The 21413-nt window shown below is 42.5% G+C and carries 21 protein-coding genes and 1 other annotated feature; of the genes, 6 read left to right on the plus strand and 15 right to left on the minus strand.

Annotation, left to right across the window (positions count from 1 at the left end):
• Nucleotides 1–210: 210 nt before the first annotated feature.
• Nucleotides 211–339, plus strand: a sequence feature (His leader region).
• A gap of 103 nt (nt 340–442) precedes the next feature.
• Both AC30SF_RS08805 and priC read left to right on the plus strand, forming a co-directional pair.
• On the plus strand, nt 443–1792 hold the full coding sequence (locus AC30SF_RS08805) for a Na+/H+ antiporter family protein (protein ID WP_489608203.1): 1350 nt from the start codon (nt 443–445) through the stop codon (nt 1790–1792).
• A gap of 62 nt (nt 1793–1854) precedes the next feature.
• Entirely contained in the window at nt 1855–2421 is a 567-nt protein-coding gene (gene priC / locus AC30SF_RS08810) for a primosomal replication protein PriC (protein ID WP_489608204.1), read from the plus strand.
• Nucleotides 2422–2476: 55 nt separating this feature from the next.
• Here the strand turns inward: priC and miaB are convergent, their stop codons facing one another.
• The 3 genes from miaB to ispB form a co-directional block, all read right to left on the minus strand.
• The gene (miaB, locus tag AC30SF_RS08815) at nt 2477–3901 is read right to left on the minus strand and encodes a tRNA (N6-isopentenyl adenosine(37)-C2)-methylthiotransferase MiaB (RefSeq protein WP_489608205.1); all 1425 of its coding nucleotides are present in this window, start codon (nt 3899–3901) and stop codon (nt 2477–2479) included.
• A gap of 219 nt (nt 3902–4120) precedes the next feature.
• Entirely contained in the window at nt 4121–4849 is a 729-nt protein-coding gene (locus AC30SF_RS08820; protein WP_489608206.1) for an epoxyqueuosine reductase QueH, read from the minus strand.
• Nucleotide 4850: 1 nt separating this feature from the next.
• Nucleotides 4851–5822: an octaprenyl diphosphate synthase gene (gene ispB / locus AC30SF_RS08825; protein WP_489608323.1), complete on the minus strand. Its 972-nt coding sequence runs from the start codon at nt 5820–5822 to the stop codon at nt 4851–4853.
• Nucleotides 5823–6079: 257 nt separating this feature from the next.
• On the opposite strand from ispB, the gene rplU reads away from it, so the two are divergent.
• Nucleotides 6080–6391 (plus strand): 50S ribosomal protein L21, encoded by a 312-nt coding sequence (gene rplU, locus AC30SF_RS08830; RefSeq protein WP_005695431.1) that lies wholly within the window; start codon nt 6080–6082, stop codon nt 6389–6391.
• A 20-nt stretch (nt 6392–6411) separates the two neighbouring features.
• On the plus strand, nt 6412–6669 hold the full coding sequence (gene rpmA, locus AC30SF_RS08835) for a 50S ribosomal protein L27 (RefSeq protein ID WP_005539872.1): 258 nt from the start codon (nt 6412–6414) through the stop codon (nt 6667–6669).
• 164 nt (nt 6670–6833) lie between these two features.
• On the opposite strand, the gene arsC is transcribed toward rpmA, so the two are convergent.
• The gene (gene arsC / locus AC30SF_RS08840) at nt 6834–7187 is read right to left on the minus strand and encodes an arsenate reductase (glutaredoxin) (RefSeq protein ID WP_314115865.1); all 354 of its coding nucleotides are present in this window, start codon (nt 7185–7187) and stop codon (nt 6834–6836) included.
• A 74-nt stretch (nt 7188–7261) separates the two neighbouring features.
• Here arsC and AC30SF_RS08845 point away from each other — a divergent pair, with 74 nt between their 5' ends.
• Entirely contained in the window at nt 7262–8317 is a 1056-nt protein-coding gene (locus AC30SF_RS08845; protein WP_489608207.1) for an AI-2E family transporter, read from the plus strand.
• Nucleotides 8318–8378: 61 nt separating this feature from the next.
• On the opposite strand, the gene AC30SF_RS08850 is transcribed toward AC30SF_RS08845, so the two are convergent.
• The 6 genes from AC30SF_RS08850 to glmU all read right to left on the minus strand — a co-directional run bounded on the left by AC30SF_RS08850 (nt 8379) and on the right by glmU (nt 13088).
• Nucleotides 8379–8816, minus strand: coding sequence for a SoxR reducing system RseC family protein (locus AC30SF_RS08850; RefSeq protein ID WP_314115863.1), 438 nt, complete (start codon nt 8814–8816; stop codon nt 8379–8381).
• Between the two features lie 11 nt (nt 8817–8827).
• A complete protein-coding gene (gene rseB, locus AC30SF_RS08855) occupies nt 8828–9787 on the minus strand; it encodes a sigma-E factor regulatory protein RseB (protein ID WP_021615489.1) in 960 nt (319 codons plus the stop codon).
• Nucleotides 9788–9865: 78 nt separating this feature from the next.
• Nucleotides 9866–10453: a sigma-E factor negative regulatory protein gene (locus tag AC30SF_RS08860; protein ID WP_021615490.1), complete on the minus strand. Its 588-nt coding sequence runs from the start codon at nt 10451–10453 to the stop codon at nt 9866–9868.
• A 41-nt stretch (nt 10454–10494) separates the two neighbouring features.
• Nucleotides 10495–11070, minus strand: a complete 576-nt coding sequence (gene rpoE / locus AC30SF_RS08865; protein ID WP_021615491.1) for an RNA polymerase sigma factor RpoE — start codon at nt 11068–11070, stop codon at nt 10495–10497.
• A 121-nt stretch (nt 11071–11191) separates the two neighbouring features.
• Entirely contained in the window at nt 11192–11446 is a 255-nt protein-coding gene (locus AC30SF_RS08870) for an FAD assembly factor SdhE (protein ID WP_489608208.1), read from the minus strand.
• A gap of 274 nt (nt 11447–11720) precedes the next feature.
• Nucleotides 11721–13088, minus strand: coding sequence for a bifunctional UDP-N-acetylglucosamine diphosphorylase/glucosamine-1-phosphate N-acetyltransferase GlmU (gene glmU, locus AC30SF_RS08875; protein ID WP_489608209.1), 1368 nt, complete (start codon nt 13086–13088; stop codon nt 11721–11723).
• A gap of 186 nt (nt 13089–13274) precedes the next feature.
• On the opposite strand from glmU, the gene leuS reads away from it, so the two are divergent.
• Complete coding sequence (gene leuS, locus AC30SF_RS08880) at nt 13275–15863, plus strand: leucine--tRNA ligase (protein WP_489608210.1); 2589 nt, start codon at nt 13275–13277, stop codon at nt 15861–15863.
• A 592-nt stretch (nt 15864–16455) separates the two neighbouring features.
• Here leuS and AC30SF_RS08885 read toward each other — a convergent pair.
• The 5 genes from AC30SF_RS08885 to AC30SF_RS08905 all read right to left on the minus strand — a co-directional run bounded on the left by AC30SF_RS08885 (nt 16456) and on the right by AC30SF_RS08905 (nt 21363).
• Nucleotides 16456–17262, minus strand: coding sequence for an IS3 family transposase (locus AC30SF_RS08885; RefSeq protein WP_489607421.1), 807 nt, complete (start codon nt 17260–17262; stop codon nt 16456–16458).
• A complete protein-coding gene (locus tag AC30SF_RS08890) occupies nt 17259–17633 on the minus strand; it encodes a transposase (protein WP_489607422.1) in 375 nt (124 codons plus the stop codon). The genes AC30SF_RS08885 and AC30SF_RS08890 overlap by 4 nt, the downstream gene beginning before the upstream one ends.
• A gap of 78 nt (nt 17634–17711) precedes the next feature.
• On the minus strand, nt 17712–18173 hold the full coding sequence (gene recX / locus AC30SF_RS08895; RefSeq protein ID WP_485860492.1) for a recombination regulator RecX: 462 nt from the start codon (nt 18171–18173) through the stop codon (nt 17712–17714).
• A gap of 81 nt (nt 18174–18254) precedes the next feature.
• A complete protein-coding gene (gene recA, locus AC30SF_RS08900) occupies nt 18255–19307 on the minus strand; it encodes a recombinase RecA (RefSeq protein ID WP_295973084.1) in 1053 nt (350 codons plus the stop codon).
• 130 nt (nt 19308–19437) lie between these two features.
• Nucleotides 19438–21363 (minus strand): ABC transporter ATP-binding protein, encoded by a 1926-nt coding sequence (locus AC30SF_RS08905; protein ID WP_489608211.1) that lies wholly within the window; start codon nt 21361–21363, stop codon nt 19438–19440.
• Nucleotides 21364–21413 lie beyond the last annotated feature (50 nt).

The raw sequence follows: 21413 nt of genomic DNA on the forward strand, positions 1-21413 counted from the left end.
GGTTACATATGCGTTTTATTGCATATTGGCGAAAATCCTAAAATACACTGAGGAAAATTCCCGTATGTTTTCTTCAAAACGTAAAAAACCTCAAGAATATCGACCGCACTTCACATTTTTTTGAAAAAACACTTGCAGTAAAATTTTTTTTGAAGTAGCTTAAAAAGCAATTCACATAGGAGATTCCCAAATGCGCTTTATTCGTCGTCACCATCATCACCACGTAACTGAATGATCTTTCAGGTATTTGGTGTGCTTGGAAGATAACTTCCGAGCAGGCACGAATAAAACGTTATCCTTTAAAACCCCTCGGAAGTTGACTTTTGAGGGGTTTGTTTTTTTACAGCAAAAATAAATACCTAAGAAATTAGCCAATGATTTTATTAGACAAATTTTATTTCTCTAGTAAATTATCAATCACTTAACTCATAAGGACAAAAAAATGCTAACCAATCCAGTTGTTATTTCCATCGCGGTCTTGCTGATTCTCAGCTTGTTGCGAATTAACGTGGTCGTTGCCTTGGTTATTTCTGCCCTCACTGCAGGTTTAATCGGCGATTTAGGCCTAACAAAAACCATTGAAGCCTTTACCGGCGGACTCGGCGGCGGTGCTGAAGTGGCAATGAACTATGCCATGCTCGGTGCCTTTGCCATTGCCATTTCCAAATCAGGCATCACCGATTTGCTCGCCTATAAAGTCATTACCCGCATGAACAAAACCCCATCCGCCAATGGGATTGCCATGTTCAAATATGCCTTATTGGGAATTTTGGTCTTGTTCTCGATTTCCTCACAAAACTTGTTACCGGTGCACATTGCGTTTATTCCAATTGTTGTTCCACCGCTACTTGCTGTGTTCAACAAACTAAAAATTGACCGTCGCGCCGTTGCTTGCGTCCTCACTTTCGGTTTAACCGCCACCTATATGTTATTGCCGGTGGGTTTCGGTAAAATCTTTATCGAAAGCGTTTTGGTGAAAAATATTAATCATGTCGGTGCCTCATTAGGGTTACAAACAACGGTAGGTGAAGTCTCTCTCGCTATGATGATTCCGGTAACCGGGATGATTTTAGGCTTATTGACTGCCGTGTTTATCACTTATCGCAAACCGCGTGAATATGCCGTCACCACAGCAGAACCAACAACACAAGACATTGAGCAACACATTGCTAACATTACACCAAAACAAATCACCGCAAGCCTTGTTGCGATTGTGGCTACCTTCACCACACAATTAGTCACAAGCTCTACTATCATCGGTGGTTTAGTCGGTTTAGTCATTTTTGCCGTGTTCGGTATCTTTAAGCTCAAAGAAAGCAACGACATTTTCCAACAAGGCTTACGCTTAATGGCAATGATCGGCTTTGTGATGATCGCTGCCTCCGGTTTCGCCAATGTGATTAACACAACTACCGGTGTAACTGACTTAGTGCAAACCTTAGGGCAAGGCTTACAAAGTAAAGGACTTGCAGCGTTCTTAATGTTATTCGTCGGCTTGTTGATCACCATGGGGATCGGCTCTTCCTTCTCTACGGTGCCAATCATCACCTCGATTTATGTACCGCTTTGTTTGTCTTTCGGCTTCTCCCCACTTGCCACAGTGTCTATCGTGGGCGTTGCGGCGGCATTAGGTGATGCGGGCTCACCGGCGTCTGACTCAACCTTAGGGCCGACATCCGGTTTGAATATGGACGGTAAACACGACCACATTTGGGATTCTGTTGTACCTACCTTCATTCACTATAACATTCCGTTGTTAGCCTTTGGCTGGCTTGCAGCAATGACTCTCTAACCCTAAAAGTGCGGCCGGAAAAATACATCAATTTTCCACCGCACTTTTTCTTTTTTATGTCTATGAACAACATTTCCACTCAACGCCTAAAACAAAGCCTTCAGCATTTCTTTTCACGTTATGCCTCGCAAAAAGAAGAGATTGTTTATGCCAAATTTTCACCCAATCTGTTTACGGAAAATTGGCAAAAAACGGCATTTTATTTTGAGCAGATCGAACACTCTCTTATGCAGCTTGAACAGGTTGAAAGCGATAACATTGAAGTCTGGCAGTTTTACACGCAAAAACTATCCGCACAATGCACCGCACTTTCGGATGCCTTAACGCGTCAACAGCAAAATGCGCAGCTCTTTCCGGTTAAAGATAAAGAAGAAAATAAACCGCAAAATAAACGTCAACATCCTGTACACAGCCTGCCACCGCGCGAACGTCTGGCAAAATATTATGAATATTTAGCGTCTTTTAATGAAAAAATTCAGCATGAGCAAGATAGTTTAAGTGAAGCGCAGAGAGAGGGACTTCCATTTAACCGATTAAAACTCGAACAACTAGAACAACGTCGCGCCCGTTGTTTGGAAGCCATTGAAATGTTGGAGGAATATTTAATTTTCCTCGAAAAGCAGAAATAGTCGTAATAAAAAACCTCGCAAACATCGCGAGGTTTTTTCATTCAGCTCAGATAAATTAGCCGGTGTAACGGCCTACACCCAGTTCATCTTCTTTACGGGTGCGGTTAATTACCATTTGTGGCGATTGCAACACACGCAAGCCCATTTGATCTTCAGTGCGTACCACTTCACCACGTAAGGAGTTTGTGAATACATCGGTGATTTTAATATCGACAAATTTCCCAATCATTTCCGGCGTACCTTGGAAATTCACAATACGGTTGGTTTCCGTACGACCGGTTAATTCCATAATATCTTTCTTGGACGGACCTTCCACTAATACACGTTGCTCCGTGCCTAACATCGCACGGCTGAATTGTGCCGCTTGGTTATTGATACGTTGTTGCAACAAATATAAACGTTGTTTTTTCTCGTCTTCGGTGACATCGTCAGGATAATCTGCCGCCGGTGTACCTGGTCGGGCAGAATAAATGAAGCTAAAACTCATGTCGAAGTTCACTTGGGCGATCAAATTCATGGTCTGCTCGAAATCTTCATTGGTTTCCCCCGGGAAGCCCACAATGAAGTCAGAACTGATTTGAATATTCGGACGTACTGCTTTTAGTTTGCGAATAATGGATTTGTATTCAAGCGCGGTATGCCCGCGTTTCATCATGGTTAACACACGGTCTGAACCGGATTGCACCGGCAAATGAAGGAAACTCACCAGTTCCGGTGTATCACGATAAACCTCGATAATATCATCGGTAAATTCGATTGGATGGCTTGTGGTAAAACGTAAGCGGTCAATACCATCAATGGCGGCGACCAAACGTAATAATTCTGCAAAAGTACAAATTTCACCGTCAAATGTCGGCCCACGATAAGCATTCACGTTTTGACCTAGCAAGTTCACTTCACGCACGCCCTGTGCGGCTAACTGCGCAATTTCAAATAAAATATCATCCACCGGGCGGCTGACTTCCTCGCCACGGGTATAAGGCACTACACAATAAGTACAATATTTATTACAGCCTTCCATAATAGAAACAAACGCTGTTGGGCCTTCAGCGCGAGGCTCCGGCAAACAGTCAAATTTCTCGATTTCCGGGAAACTTATATCCACAACGGAGCTTTTCCCGCCACGAATTTGGTTAATCATTTCCGGCAAACGATGCAACGTTTGCGGCCCAAAAACAATATCCACATAAGGCGCACGAGTGCGAATATGTTCGCCTTCCTGCGATGCCACACAACCGCCTACGCCAATCAATAAATTCGGGTTATTTTTCTTTAATTCTTTCCAACGACCTAATTGATGGAAGACTTTTTCCTGTGCTTTTTCACGAATGGAACAGGTATTTAACAATAAAACATCCGCTTCTTCCGGCACCTCGGTAAGTTCCAAACCGTGTGTGCTGTGTAATAAATCCGCCATTTTCGATGAATCGTATTCATTCATCTGGCAGCCCCAAGTTTTAATATGTAGTTTTTGCGTCATACTGGCTAAAATTTACTCTAATGGTTCATAAAAATTGACTGGCTATTCTACCGAGTTGCGCTTTTTCCCGCCAGTAAAAAAGCAGATTTTCCGAAGATTTTTACCTGTTGGAGGTAGAAGAAATAGCAATTGAAGAGAAGAAAGAAAAGGCAGATAAACACCCTAGAAAAGCAAACTTCGCCTGAAATTTATCTGTCATGAATCAATACATGGAATGACTTACTGATTCGGTGAGTAATAAAGTTTACCGATTTCAATTTTTTGACGGCCCGTTTGTTCGCGCCATTTATTGCTGTCACGCAACGAATAAACACAACCGCAATATTCTTGCTGATAAAAACGCTCACGTTTACTGATTTCAATCATCCGTTGTGAGCCGCCTTCTTTGCGCCAGTTATAATCCCAATAAATCACATCGTCATATTTTTCTGCCGCGCGATGACCGCAACCGTTAATTTGCTCCATGTCTTTCCAGCGGGAAATACCAAGGCAACTGGTGAATACAGGGAAACCGTGTTCATGAGCATATTCAGCGGCTTTTTCAAAACGCATATCAAAACACATAGTACAACGAATACCGCGCTCCGGCTCCCATTCCATGCCTTTAGCACGATCAAACCATTCTTGACGATCATAGTCGGCATCAATAAATGGAATGCCAAATTTTTGCGCAAAACGAATATTTTCTTCTTTGCGAATCAAATATTCTTTTAACGGGTGAATATTCGGGTTGTAGAAATAAATCGTAAATTCAATACCGGACGCCAAAATGGCTTCCATCACCTCACCCGAGCAAGGAGCACAGCAGGAATGCAAAAGCAGTTTATTGTGCCCTTCTGGCAATTCCAATTTTTCACGAATAAAAGGTGCATTCGAATCTTTACGTATTTTTTGTTTGCGTGTTTTATGTTGAAAACCGACCGCACTTTGAGATTGTTGTTCTGTCATTTTAATAACTTCTATCTACAGATAAATAAGCCAAAGAAATCAACGCTTGTTTATATTCGCTCTCTGGCAAAATTTGAATGGCATCAACGGCTTTCTGCGCTTCTTGTTTGGCGCGATTCATGGCGTAATCCAAAGAATTGTGTTCCGCCATAATGGCTAGCACGTCATCAATGGCATCACGTTTTCCGCCTTGCTCAATGGCCTCACGAATTAACGCAGCTTGTTGTGCATTGCCATGATGCATTGCGTGTAATAAAGGAAGGGTCGGTTTGCCTTCGGCTAAATCATCGCCCACATTTTTCCCTAAGGCCTTGGCATTCGCGCTGTAATCTAGCACATCATCCACCAATTGGAATGCCGTGCCGAGATAACGACCGTAATTCTGTAATGCTTTTTCCTGCTCGTCATCCGCATCGGCAATGATTGCGGCAGCTTGCGCCGCCACCTCAAATAAACGGGCGGTTTTACTGTAAATTACCCGCATATAATTTTCTTCGCTGGTTTGCGGATCGTTCACGTTCATTAATTGTTGTACTTCGCCTTCTGCCAACACATTGGTGGCGTCCGCCATAATGCGCAAAATTTTTAACGATTCCAGCTGAGCAACCAATTGGAAAGCGCGGGTATAAATGAAATCGCCCACCAACACGCTTGCAGCATTACCAAACTCCGCATTTGCCGTAGCACGCCCACGACGCATATCCGATTCATCGACGACATCATCATGCAACAAAGACGCCGTGTGAATAAATTCGACAAAGGTGGCACAGGTAATGGCTTTTTGCCCTTCAAAACCTAAGGCTCTTGCCGCCAACACAGCGATTAACGGACGAATACGCTTACCACCGCCTTGTACGATATAGAATCCCAATTGATTAATCAGCACCACATCTGAGTTCAGCTGGGCTAAAATCGATTCGTTCACTTTTTGCATATCCGCTTGGCTTAACGCCTGGATTGCCATCATATCCATTAAGTTTGTTGTCTTCATTTTGGTCAATTTGGGCTACATAAGGCCGGTTACGTTAAAACTGAGGCATAAAGTGCGGTCGATTTTACCTGATTTTTTAGGCTTTCTGAAATCGTTCCGGGGAATTTGTGGGATTTTTTATTTTCTTTTAAAGAAGTCCTTGCCATAAGGTAAATTTTTACGTAGAATTTGCGCCCTATTTATATGAATTTTATGTGCGAAATGAAATAACATTAGAGCACAATGATAGCGGAGTATTTATGTACGCAGTTTTCCAAAGTGGCGGTAAACAACACCGAGTAAGCGAAGGTCAAGTGGTTCGTTTAGAAAAACTTGAACTTGCAACTGGCGCAACAGTTGAATTCGATTCAGTGTTGATGGTCGTTAATGGTGAAGATGTTAAAATCGGTGCCCCAGTCGTTGCTGGTGCAAAAGTAGTGGCTGAAGTAGTTGCGCAAGGTCGTGGCGATAAAGTAAAAATCGTTAAGTTCCGTCGTCGTAAACACAGCCGTAAACAACAAGGTCATCGTCAGTGGTTCACAGAAGTGAAAATCACTGGGATTCAAGCATAATTTCAGAGGAGAGCAAGTAGATGGCAACTAAAAAAGCTGGTGGTTCAACTCGTAACGGTCGTGATTCTGAAGCTAAACGCCTTGGTGTTAAACGTTTCGGCGGCGAATCTGTATTAGCAGGTAGCATCATCGTTCGTCAACGTGGTACTAAATTCCACGCAGGCAACAACGTTGGAATGGGACGTGACCACACCTTATTTGCGACAGCCGATGGTAAAGTAAAATTTGAAGTAAAAGGCGAGAAAAGCCGTAAATACGTAAGTATCGTTACCGAATAATTTTACACAGAGAACAAAATAAATACCCTGCAAAAGCAGGGTATTTTTTTAGGTTATTTCAATCATCAAATCCTCATCCAATTTACGTTTCAATCAGTTTTTACGCTGCAAGCAGTTAATTCATCATGCCCTTCAAAGTGCGGTCGAAAATAATTGCATTTTTTCTAATCTAAAATAGCCAATACACTTTCCGGCGGGCGCCCTATTTTGGCTTTATTGCCGTTAATAAGAATGGGACGTTCTAAAAGTGAGGAATGCTGACTAATCGCTTGCAAAAGCGCCTCCTGACTCAAATTCGGGTTATCCAGACCCAGTTCACCATATAACGCGTCTTTTGTTCGCATCATTTGTCGGATATCGATAATACCTAATTTATCTGCAAGATGCTGTAATTCAGCCGGGGTATAGGTGTTTTGCAAATAAAGCTCAATTTTAGGATGAATATGGCGCTGTTCTAATAAAGCTAATGTTTCACGGCTTTTTGAACAACGAGGATTATGAAAAAGAATAAGTGACATGGAAATTCCTTCTGTATATGTGATTCGCTCAAATTTTAACTTATAATCGTACCCGTTTTACAGAGGTATTTATTATGATTGAAATGTTAAAAACGTGGTACGTTCGTCGTTTCAGCGATCCGCAAGCGATGGGATTATTTGCCATTTTGTTGTTTGGCTTTATCTTAATCTATTTTTTGAGTGATTTGATTGCACCCTTGCTCGTTGCCATTGTGCTTGCTTATCTTTTAGAATGGCCCGTTCGTTGGTTAAATACGCGCTTAAAATGTCCAAGACTACTCGCTAGCACCATTATTTTAGGTGGATTTATCGGCTTGGTTTTCTTAATTGTTGTCGTTTTAATCCCTAATCTATGGGGGCAAATGGCGGGATTATTAGGCGATTTACCACATATGTTCAATAAATTTAATGAATGGCTGCTCTCCTTGCCGGAACACTACCCGGAATTAATTGACTATCAAATGGTTGATTCTATTTTCAGTTCCGTGCGTACTAAAATTCTCGGTTTAGGCGAATCTGCCTTAAAACTCTCTCTTTCCTCGATCATGAACTTGGTGACATTGGGGATTTATTCTTTTCTTGTGCCACTCATGATTTTTTTCTTGCTGAAAGATAAAGAACAATTAATTGCCGGCGTCAGCTGTTTTCTACCGCGTAACCGAACATTAGCCTCTGTGGTTTGGTTAGAAATGCAACAACAAATCGCCAATTATATTCGTGGAAAATTAATGGAAATTTTGGTGGTCACCATCATCACCTACGCCACCTTTCTCATTTTCGGCTTAAATTACCCATTATTATTAGCCGTAGCGGTCGGACTTTCCGTATTAGTGCCTTATATCGGTGCGGTGTTAGTGACCATTCCTGTCGTGCTGGTTGCGATTTTTCAGTTCGGTGATACCCATACGTTTTGGTACATCGTGATCACATTTATCATCACACAGCTCTTAGACGGTAACCTACTTGTGCCTTTTCTTTTTTCGGAAGCCGTGAATTTACATCCGCTGATTATCATTATTGCGGTGCTTATTTTTGGCGGCTTGTGGGGATTCTGGGGGGTATTTTTCGCCATTCCATTGGCGACGTTAGTGAAAGCCGTCGTCAATGCTTGGCCTTCCAATGAAACATAAGGAAGGCTCAAAACCATCCTCTAGAGACGAAATAATGCGAGAAAATAGAGCGTCATCTACGTTAAAGTACGCGTAATAACACCGGTTGGTAAGCCGATTTACGGTTCAGTTTTTGGGCATACCAGCGCACGCCAAGGAAGGAAAGTGCGGTGGAAATAAAAATAAAAAATACGCTGACAAGCTCGTGACTCAACAACGAATCAAACAACAGTGTGCTGAATAATAAGGTGAACAACGGAACGCAATACATCAGTAACGCCGATTTGATCAAGGAATGTTCAGACAAACCAATCTCCACCCTCTGCCCAACTTTTAGCGGGGTAATGGTTTCAATGGTGAAAATATACTCACCACGCGCACCGCTACCGGTTAATTCCGATAATGCGGAATTTCCACAAGCGGATTTCGCCGCACAACTGCCACAGGCACTTTGTGATTGGCATTTGACTTTCGCCTTGCCGGATTCGTATTCAATCACAACCGCACTTTCTGTCAACATAATAAGCCTATTTAGTTTTTGTTAAATTGAATGTCTTGCACAATACGTTTTGCCGTAGAAATCGGTAATTGCCCAATAATTGTTACCTCTTTATTGCCCACGGTTTCGTTATAAATCGTGTATGCGCCTTGTCGCCAAGTATTATCCGGCTGTGTATTTTCAGTCATTTTGTCAGATACATATAGCGTAAAAGAAAAAAGTCCATCGCTATAAAGTTGTGATTCAATTTTATCATTGCTATCACGTTCAATACTACGATTTACTGCTTTAAAACCTTGTGGCAACCAACCCGGCGCCCAAGTAAAGTTTGGCGTTTGATTGGCATTTTTATCCATGAGTAATGGAGGGAAAGCCACTTGATTGAAATAATCCACTAAGCCTGAAATTCCATTTCCCACATACACATTAACGACACGGAATTGATCCAATAAATTGCCATCGCGATCCAACATATCGCTGCGCAACAGCAAGTTATTCTCTTCATCAATAAAAGCAACATATTGATAACGAAAATCGTCTTTCGGCAAAATTCGAATGGTTTGTACCACATGATCCGCTACGCGATTACGCCCGATATTCACAAAATCATAGTATTGTTCCAAGGTATCAAAATTCGCACGAATAAGTGGCGGCAAATTATCGGTAATGCCTTCGCTGTTAATACTAAAAGGTTGATAGTTTGGCTGGAAATAGCTAATTAATTTATCGCGTTGAATAATTTCTTGTTGAGCGCCATCAAGCGTCACTAATTGTGCAAATGTTTTGCCGTTCACTTTAAAATGACGATAACGCAACGAATCCATATTGGACGGCGTAGTTTGCACAAAAGAAAACTCATAATTGAGCTGATCGGCGGCTTTCTTCATTTCCTGCAACAACTGTTTCGCCGAAAGCGTTTCGGCACCGACAGAAGAAAATGAAGTACTGAGTAAGAAAAAAAGTGCGGTGGTTTTTAGAAATGTTTTTAACATGATCAAATTCCTAATAAACAAATTCACCACCAAAAATGGTGGTGAATTCTTACAAAATGGTCATCCCAAAACGCAGGATTATTTATTGTTGCGGTTTTGCCCCAAATTGATGGAATCAGCATAAACCCGGCGTTGTAGTTCATAACTTTGCAACATCGCACCAATACGCTTATTTTTTTGCTCAAGCTGCTCAGCTGTCATCACATCTTTGCTTGGCGCATTGTAACTCACTTCTTGCACACCATTGTTAAAAGGCAAGGTCTGTAATACTGGCGCATCCACCGCACTTTGAACGGTAGATTTCGCATTAAAAGACTGCACGCCTAATACGGCTACCAAACACACGCTTGCTGCAACGGCAACCTGTGTTATCGGCATAAACCACGCTTTCAATTTTTGCATGAACGGCGTATTTTCCACTTCCTGTGGCAACGGTTGAGACGTCATTGCGTTAGGCACTTGAATCTCTTCTGTTGCAATTAAGCTTTCCATTTTGGCGGTGAAATCAGCGCCTAATACAACATTCGATTCTTGACGCATAATAGAACGAATGGTGTGAAAATCTTCCCAACTTTCCTGCAATTCCGCATCTTGGCATAATTGTTCGGTGAACGTAGGATTCACTTGCTCACCGTCCATATATGCTGAAAGTAATTCTTTTTGCATTTTTTACTCCGACTCACCGTAGTGGTATTCTTAATTTTCAATTAACGTTGTAAAAGCGGTTTGACCTTGCTTTCAATAATTTCACGTGCTCTAAAAATTCGTGATCTGACCGTCCCCACCGGACATTCCATAATTTCCGCAATTTCTTCGTAACTCAATCCTTCAATTTCGCGCAAAGTAATTGCTGTGCGTAAATCTTCTTGTAAGCCTTTAATGGTATCAAACACAATTTTCTTTAATTCGTTAGATAACATTTCGTTTTCAGGTGTTGCCACATCCCGTAAATTCGATCCGACATCGTAAGACTCTGCCTCTTCAGCCAAAATATCTTCATTTGGAGGACGGCGACCCTGTGCCGTTAAATAATTTTTTGCAGTATTTACTGCGATTCTATATAGCCAAGTATAAAAAGCACTATCACCACGAAAAGCACCGATAGAACGGTAGGCTTTTATAAATGATTCTTGTACAACATCGGGAATATCATTCGGTGAAACGTACCGCGTTAACAATCCGGCGACTCTATTTTGATAACGCGATACCAACAAATTGAAAGCTTTCTTATCTCCCTGCTGCACCCTTTCTACCAAAGCTTGATCTGTTAGCTGTTCAGCCATATCACCTCAAATATTACGTCTCACAAACTTTAATTTCAAAGCCAGCAAGCTTACAGCAAATTAGACGAAATGAATAAAAAAAAGTTCAGTTCTTTTATAAAAATGAATAAAATAATGCAAATCAATGTGTTAGATTAAGCTTTTGCTGAATTTCCTGTACCATGTCAGCCAATTGCGGATCCGCAATTTCGCCATGATTAAAGAACCAAGAAAACAACTGCAAATCACTGCAAGCCAACAAGCGAACAAAAATGGCTTTTTTATGCTCGCTTAACTGCTCAAAATGCCGTTTATAAAACGGCATGATGACCTTATCCAACTCCAGCATCCCACGCCGACAATCCCATTCAATACGTAACGGATCGTAATGTTTCATGCTATTCTCCAATCAAATACATTCGCCTTTTCCGAAGTGGATAGAAAATGACTATCCTCTGAAATCAAATCCGACGCATTTCCATACCACATTTTAATACTATGCCTTTAGTTTAACTTGAATGCATACATAATTATAGTGATGAATAGATCGAGATTTGAAGTCGCTCAAAAAATATAAAAAAATCACCGCACTTTATTCCTCAAATACCATAAATAAAAAAGAGCAATACAGCCTAACTGCGTTGCTCTTTGAATTGTTCAATTTATTCGAGCTATTTTTTCTTCGGTCTTTCCCAACCTTGCACGTGTTTTTGTGGCACACGGGTAGTGACCAGTTCGTCGCGTTTAACATCGTAACGGATAGTGGAACCGGCGCCAATCGTCGCACCGCTTTCAATCGTCACTGGCGCGATAAGTTGGCTATCGGAGCCGACAAAAACGTTATCGCCGATAGTGGTTTTAAATTTATTGGCACCATCGTAGTTACAGGTAATCACGCCTGCGCCGATATTACAATTTTGACCAATTTCCGCATCGCCCACATAGGTTAAGTGGTTCACTTTGGAGCCTTTGCCGATGTGCGCTTTTTTAATTTCCACGAAATTGCCCACATGGGTGTTTTCTGCCAGTTCTGCGCCCGGACGCAAGCGGGAGAATGGGCCGATAGCCGCATTGGCACCTATGGTGGCATCTTCCAGTACGGAATACGGTTTAATTTCCACGTCATCACCGATATCACAGTTTGTCAGCACACAACCGGCACCGATTTTCACCCGATTTCCCAACCGCACTTTGCCGTTTAAAATCACGTTAACATCTATTTCAACATCCTTACCGTGAGTCAAGTTACCACGCAAATCAAAACGCTCAGGATCTAACAACATCACGCCTGCCAACATCAGTTTATCCGCTTGTTTACGCTGAAAATAACGTTCCATACGCGCTAATTGTTGACGGTTATTAATACCTTCAACTTCCATAAAATCCTCAGCTTGTACTGCAACAACAGCGCATCCATCACGATTTGCTAGCCCAATGACATCTGTAATGTAATACTCGCCTTGCGCATTATTATTGTCTAACTGAGCAAGCCATTTTTTAAAACTCGCGCCGTCAGCAACCAAAACCCCCGTATTGATCTCACGAATCTCCCGTTGTTCCGGTGAGGCATCTTTTTGCTCCACAATACCAACGACTTTACCGTTTTCACGTAAAATTCGGCCATATCCTGTTGGGTTATCCAATACCACCGTTAAAACAGCAACGCCATTTTCAGGCTTGGCATCAATTAACTTTTGCAAGGTTTCAGGCGTGATCATCGGTCCATCACCGTACACCATCAAAATATTTTCATCATCAGCAAAAAACGGAGCGGCCTGTTGCATCGCATGCCCTGTGCCGAGCTGTTCTGTTTGTAAAACCCAATTCACCGGTTCCGCCGCCAAACGCTGTTGCATTAAATCGCCACCGTGTCCGTAAACCAAATGAATATTGCGCGCGCCAAGTTGTTTCGCTGTGTCAATCACGTGTTTTACCATCGGTTTGCCTGCAATCGGATGTAAGACTTTAGGTAAATCGGAATACATACGAGTACCTTTGCCGGCCGCCAAAATGACGACGCTGAGTGCTTGAGTTGTCATAAAAATGTCTCTTTTGTTCGCTAAAAATTAAAAATTGCGCGCTAGTATATCACTCTTGGCATTTTGTAAAAGAATAAAAAACACCGCACGTCTTCCTGTTATTTTTCCCCATTTTACGCTATTCTATGGCGCATTTTCTCAGTCAAAACCCGCTAAAGTGCGGTCTATTTTTTAAGGTGATTTTTTATGCAAGAACAATATCGTCCTGATTTACTTGAACCGGAAGTGCAGAAATTCTGGCAGGACAATAAAACTTTTAAAGCTGTCCAAGATAACAATAAAGAAAAATACTATTGTCTTTCCATGTTCCCTTATCCATCAGGCCGTTTGCATATGGGGCATGTGCGTAATTACACCATCGGTGATGTGGTTTCCCGTTATCAACGCATGAAAGGAAAAAATGTGTTACAACCGTTCGGTTGGGATGCTTTCGGGTTGCCGGCGGAAGGCGCGGCAGTGAAAAACAACACCGCACCGGCCAAGTGGACATACGAAAACATTGCTTACATGAAGAAACAACTTCAACTTTTAGGCTTTGGTTTCGACTGGGATCGTGAAATTGCGACCTGTAAACCGGATTATTACAAATGGGAACAATGGTTTTTCACGGAGCTTTATAAAAAAGGCTTGGTGTATAAAAAAACCTCTACGGTGAACTGGTGTCCGAACGATAAAACCGTCTTGGCGAATGAACAAGTGCATGAAGGGTGTTGCTGGCGCTGTGATACACCGGTAGAACAAAAAGAAATTCCGCAATGGTTTATTAAAATCACAGACTATGCAGAACAATTATTAGGCGGGTTAGATCAGCTTCCGCAGTGGCCGGATCAAGTGAAAACCATGCAACGTAACTGGATTGGCCGTTCTGAAGGGGTGGAGATCACTTTTGATATTAAAGACACCAATGAGAAATTAGCGGTTTACACGACTCGTCCGGATACGTTCTACGGCGTGAGTTATGTGGCGGTGGCTGCCGCCCATCCATTGGCGACACTGGCGGCAAAAAATCATCCTGAATTGGCACAGTTCATTCAAGAAGCGAAAAACACGAAAGTCGCGGAAGCAGACATTGCCACTATGGAGAAAAAAGGTATGGCGACCGGTTTGCATGCAGTACATCCGTTAACCGGCGAACAAGTGCCTGTGTGGGTGGCAAACTTTGTGTTAATGCACTATGGTACCGGTGCAGTCATGGCCGTGCCGGCGCATGATCAACGCGATTTTGAATTTGCCCAAAAATACCATTTACCGATTAAACAAGTCATCGAACCGATGAACGGTGAAGAAATTGATTTAACCAAACAAGCCTTTACCGAACACGGCAAACTGATTCATTCTGGTGAGTTTGATGGTTTAACCTTTGAGGCGGCGTTCAACGGCATTGCCGATAAATTAGAACAATTAGGCGTAGGCAAACGCCAAGTAAATTACCGTTTACGCGACTGGGGTGTTTCTCGTCAACGTTATTGGGGCGCGCCAATTCCGATGTTAACCTTGGAAAATGGCGATGTGGTGCCGGCACCGATGGAAGATTTGCCCATCATTCTGCCGGAAGATGTGGTTATGGATGGCGTAAACAGCCCGATTAAAGCAGATCCTGAATGGGCGAAAACCACCTATCAAGGCAAACCGGCATTAAAAGAAACCGATACTTTCGATACGTTTATGGAATCCTCGTGGTATTACGCCCGCTACACTTGTCCACAATATCAACAAGGCATGTTGAACAGCGAAGAGGCAAATTATTGGTTACCGGTGGATCAATATATCGGCGGTATTGAGCATGCCACCATGCACTTATTATATTTCCGCTTCTTCCATAAATTATTACGCGATGCAGGATTTGTCACCAGCGATGAACCGGCCGATAAATTATTGTGTCAAGGCATGGTATTGGCAGATGCGTTCTATTACACCAGCCCGACTAATGAACGTATTTGGGTTTCGCCAACTAAAGTGACTTTAGAGCGTGACGACAAAGGGCGTATCGTGAAAGCGGTGGATGATGAAGGCCATGAATTGGTACATGCCGGCATGACCAAAATGTCGAAATCCAAAAACAACGGTATTGACCCACAAGAAATGGTGGAAAAATACGGCGCGGACACTGTGCGCTTGTTCATGATGTTTGCCTCTCCTGCCGAAATGACTTTGGAATGGCAAGAATCCGGTGTGGAAGGCGCGAAACGTTTCTTAGCACGCGTATGGAATTTAGTGTTTGAATACAACAAAAATCCGGCAAAAACAGCTGTCAATCCGACCGCACTTTCTAGCGCTCAAAAAGCGTTACGTCGTGATGTCCACAAAGCCATTGCGAAAGTCAGTGATGACATTGGTCGTCGTCAAACGTTCAATACGGCGATTGCGGCAATCATGGAATTAATGAATAAACTCACCCGTGCGCCATTAGATGACGAGCAAGATCGTGCCATCATGGCGGAAGCCTTGAGCGCTGTCGTACGTATGCTTTATCCAATTACGCCACACATTTGTTTCCGCTTGTGGCAGGAATTAGGCAACCAAGACGCCATTGATTTTGCGCCATGGGTGGAAGCCGACCCTGACGCAATGATTGAAGATGAAAAATTGATTGTGGTTCAAGTAAACGGCAAAGTGCGTGGTAAAGTCACTGTGGCTGCAGAGGCAGATGAAGAAAGTGTAAAAGCGATCGCTTTTGCTGATGAAAACGTCAAACGTTTTACCGATGGAATGCAAATTGTTAAGGTAATTTATGTTGCCGGCAAATTGCTAAATGTTGTGGTGAAACCGCAGTAATTTAATCACAAACCGCACATAAAACGTGCGGTTTTTTACCTATACTTCACAAGCTCCTCAAAGAGCTTGTGAAAACTGATAACCGAAACTTAACATATAGTCGGATTATTTATCTCCTCGTAGCGTGCAACTTGTTGCACGAAATCGTAAATGTCCGAAAGGGGTAAATAACGTTCCGTGTGTGATTTGGTCGTGCATCAAGATGCACGCTACATATGAAATCGTGAATTACACATCGAGGTTAATCATTCGTGCAACAAGTTGCACGCTACGTACGAAATCGCGAATTACGTATCGAGGTGAATCATTCGTGTATCAAGCTGCACGCTACGCATGAAATAATGAATTACACATCAAGGTTAATCATTCGTGCAACAAGTTGCACGTGACGAGGAGATAAATAATCCGACTATATGTTAAGTTTCGGTTGTCAGCCTTGTTCATTATATAGCAAGGATTTTTTCTATTCATCGCTTAAGCTATTTAGCTCCATACGCTATGCATATGGTTTTTATGGTCAGACTTTGTCTAGCTATAAAAAATGACCGCACTTAATGCAAAGTGATCTGCCCCCAAAAGTTGGACAGGTTAGTTAACTTAAATATTGAGCTCGGTATTGCACCGGGCTCAATCCTTTGAAAGCAAGTTTAATTCGTTTTTGGTTGTAATACACTAAATATTCTTCAATTTCAGCCTGTAATTCAGCAATTGAATGATAAGTTCGAGAGTAAAAGCACTCTGATTTTAATATTGCAAAAAAGCTTTCAATCACCGCATTATCGTAGCAATTTCCTCGGCGGCTCATACTTTGCACCGCTTTACCCTCCAACATCTTTACCCATTCCGCCGAGCCATATAATACGCCTTGGTCGCTATGAATAATCGGGCATTCTGTCGGTTTAAGCCTACTAAGCCCTTGTTCTAACATCTTTTTTACCAATGAAAACTTCTGGCGTGTTGCAAAGTTATAGGCAATAATTTCTCGGTTAGCCAAGTCCATCAACGGTGAAAAATAAAGCGTTTCTTGCCCAACCTGAAATTCCGTTACATCCGTTACCCATTTTTGATTGAGTGCCGTTGCTGTAAAGTCACGATTCAGCAAATTCGGGGCAATATGCGATGTTTTTCCTCGTTTTCCATGTCTTTTCTTACGTAAAATGGAATGAATACCTAACTCGTTCATCAGTTTTAACACCGTTTTATGATTCAAATGAAAACCCATTTGGCGTAATTTAAACGTCATGGGGCGATAACCATCTCGTTTTCTGTTCTTTTTGTACAGCGATAAGATAGTCTCTTTTACCTCGTGATAATTTCGCTTAATCTCTTTATAGTAAAAGCTTGAGCGAGGCATTTTAGCCACATGAAGTAAATCATTTAACGCGTGGTCCGGCTTCAATCTTTCAATGATTTTTCTTTTTTCTGTCGTTGTTTTTGACGGTCGAGCTTCTCCAACTCCTTTAGGTAAGCAATCTCCGCACGAGCCAAGGCGAGTTCTCGTTGTAACTTTTTAAACGCTTTAGGTGAAAAGTCTGTGGTTTCCGGGATTTCAATGTCTTTCTTTTTCATTTTTGACTTCACTATTTTCGGTGTTTGAAGGTTTGTATAAGGCGATTTTACGCCATCAATCCCTCTTTCCCGAAATGCTTTTAGCCAATAGATGACGGCAGAATGGGGAATGTTATGAAGTTTAGCCACCTCACGGATACCATAATCCTGTTCGGTGACGAGTTTGATAATTTCTAAACGAAATTGATAAGAGTAAGACATAATCTGCACCTCAAAATAGGTGTCCAGGTTTTGGGGTGCAGATCAAAGTGCGGTCATTTTTTTTGTTATTTTTCGAGATCAAAACTCGTCTTCGCGTTCACCACTGCCCACATAATCCGCAAAATCCTCTTGATTAAAACCATGTGACAGCATGTATTGCCAAATTTTTTGACGCATTTTCGGCGGTTGCTTTTCTTTATAATCGGGAAACTTTTTGCGTAACACCTTTAACGCCAATGCTGACCAATCCAGCTCACATTCACTCACCACCGCTTCAATGGTGGCACTTTCAATGCCTTTTAATTGACGCAATTCTTGTTTAATTCTATTCACACCATAGCCTCGTTGAGAACGGCTATTCAAATAACTTTCAGTAAAACGTTGATCACTTTGCCAATTTTTTTGCTGGCAATGCGCAATGACCTGATCAATGTCTTCCTCAGAAAAGGCTTTTTCCTGCATTTTACAACGCAGTTCAAATTCACTGTATTCACGGCGAGAAAGTAAATTCATCACATAATTGAGGGCAAGGGAGGACATATTGTGTCACTTGTGATTATGGTTAAAAAACAGATAGAAAAAGTGCGGTCTTTTTTCACCGCACTTTACCTATTACTTATTTTATTCGAAATCAGATTCAGCTACTTCGTCTTCAACATCGGCGGTAATGGCTGTTTCCGGATGCGCTAACAATTCATCACGCAAGGTGCTTTCAATTAATTTCGCTTGTTCCGGATTCTCTTTTAACCATTTCATCGCATTGGTTTTACCTTGACCAATTTTCTCGTTTTCATAGGCATACCATGCACCGGCTTTGCTGATGAGCTTGTGTTTTACGCCAAGATCAATCAATTCGCTTTCTTTAGAAATGCCTTCACCATACAGAATTTGGAAATCCACTTGACGGAATGGCGGTGCCACTTTGTTTTTCACCACTTTCACGCGGGTTTCGTTACCAATCACTTCATCGCCTTCTTTGATTGACCCGACACGACGAATATCTAAACGCACAGAGGCATAGAATTTAAGCGCATTACCACCGGTAGTGGTTTCCGGGTTACCAAACATCACACCGATCTTCATACGGATTTGGTTTATGAAAATCACTAAACAGTTGGCATTTTTAATTTGTCCGGTTAATTTACGCAACGCTTGAGACATGAGACGCGCTTGCAAGCCTACATGAGAATCGCCCATGTCGCCTTCAATTTCCGCTTTCGGCGTTAAGGCTGCAACGGAGTCAACAATAATCACATCCACCGCGCCAGAACGTACTAAGGCATCACAGATTTCTAACGCTTGCTCACCGTTGTCCGGTTGAGAAACCAACAACTCTTTCACATCCACGCCCAGTTTAGAGGCATAAATTGGGTCTAAGGCATGTTCTGCATCGATAAAGGCACAGGTTTTACCCGCTTTTTGCGCTTCGGCGATAACAGAAAGCGTCAAGGTGGTTTTACCGGAAGATTCCGGGCCAAAAATTTCAACGATACGTCCCATTGGCAAACCGCCGATCCCTAACGCTAAGTCAAGACCGAAGGAACCGGTGGAAATCGCTTCAATATCCAATTTTTGGCTGTCGCCTAATTTCATGATGGCGCCTTTACCAAATTGTTTTTCGATTTGACCTAACGCGGCTTCGAGCGCTTTTTGTTTTTCTTCTTGAGTTGCCATTTTTTACCTCGGGAAAATCATTATCAAAATTCGCGCTTATAATAACTGTATCAATATACAGTATCAAGTGAAATTTTGATCTTTTTAAAAATAATGTGACACCGCTTCCAAAACCGCATTATTTTGCGATTTATTCTGCTTGAGACATGATGTCCTCTATGCTTTCTTGCAGTGCCAACCAGTCAACTTCTACCTCTTCCAGCTGTTTTTTCACCTGCACCTGCTCGGCTAAAAGTGCGGTCAATTTTGCTTTCATTTCTGCGTCGTACAAACTCGGATCCGCCAAATCTGTTTCAATCTGCTGTAATTTCGCCCCCAGTTTTTCCATTTGAGTTTCTCGCTCCGTTGCCTGTTTGCGTAATGGCGCAAGTTGTTGGCGAAGTTCCGCTTCCTTGCGTTTTTGTTCCTTGCGGTTGGCAGCAGAATTTTCATTTTCGCTGGGCTCATTTTGTGCTTTTATCTCTGCTGGTTGTGCATTCTGCTCGTTCAGCCACTTCTGATAATCCGCCAAATCACCTTTAAATTCTTCCACTTGCTTGTCATACACCAAATAGAATTCATCCACGGTATTCCGCAACAAATGGCGATCGTGCGACACCAACACCAAAGAGCCTTGATAATCCACCAACGCTTCGGTCAGCGCCTGACGCATATCCAAATCCAAGTGGTTGGTCGGTTCATCCAGCAACAGTAAGTTCGGACGTTGCCACACAATAAGCGCCAACACCAAACGCGCTTTTTCACCACCGGAAAAAGATGCCACCGGCTGATTCACTTTGTCGCCGTGAAAAGCAAAGCCACCTAAATAATCGCGAAGTTGTTGTTCTGTTTGTTGAGGCGCAATTTTTTGCAAATGCCACAAGGCGCTTTCATCCGCACGTAGCGTATCTAATTGATGTTGTGCGAAATAGCCTAACTGCACACCTTTCGCCAATTGAATCGTGCCGCCGGTCGGGGGGATTTCGCCTGCCAATAATTTAATTAAGGTGGATTTCCCTGCACCATTTTTACCGAGCAACCCGATACGTGAACCGGGCACCAAATTCAGTTTAATTTTACTTAAAATTTCCACCGCACTTTCACCCGAACCATAACCGGCAGAAGCGTTTTCCATCATTAATAGAGGACTTGGCAGGGAGAGCGGTTCACGAAATTCAAAATGAAACGGATTATCCACATACGCCGGCGCAATTTTTTCCATGCGTTCCAATGCCTTAATACGGCTTTGCGCCTGTTTGGCTTTGGTGGCTTTGGCTTTGAAACGGTCGATATAACGCTGCAAGTGATCGATTTTCAGTTGTTGTTGACGATACATGGCATTTTGTTGCGCCAATTTCGTTGCCCGTTGCAATTCAAAGGAAGAATAATCGCCCGTGTATTCATTGAGTTTTTGTTGTTCAATATGCAGAATTTTGCCGACAATCGGGTCTAAAAAATCGCGATCGTGCGAGATCAGAATCAATGTGCCCGGATATTGTTTTAACCAACGCTCCAGCCAAATCACGGCGTCCAAATCTAAGTGGTTGGTGGGTTCATCGAGCAATAATAAATCAGAGCGACAAATCAAGGCTTGAGCCAAATTCAACCGCATCCGCCAACCACCGGAAAATGCCTTCACCGGCTGTTCCAATTCCGCCTGAGAAAATCCCAAACCATGCAATAATTCGCCGGCGCGTGCTTCAATCGTCCAAGCATTAATGGCATCAAGTTGGCTGTGTAAAGAAGCAATCGCATTGCCGTCATTGTCCGCGTTCGCTTGTTGCAATGCCTGTTGCAGACGGCTGTATTCACGGTCGCCCTGAATCACATAATCAATGGCGCGACAATCCAGTGCGGGCGTTTCTTGATTCACCCACGCCAACGCCCACGTTGACGGGAAAGACACCTCGCCACCTTCGGCGCTCATTTCATTTTTAAGCAACGCAAATAAGGAGGATTTGCCACAACCGTTTTTGCCGACTAGACCAACTTTTTGACCTGGATTAATGGTGGCATTGGCGTTTTCAAGGAGCGTAGTCAAGCCCCGTTTTAGGGTTAAATTTGTGAAAAAAAGCATTGGTTTATAACGAATTTAATATAAGATATCAGTTCATAAAATACGTAGGT

The sequence above is a fragment of the Aggregatibacter valvarum genome (assembly GCF_980468985.1).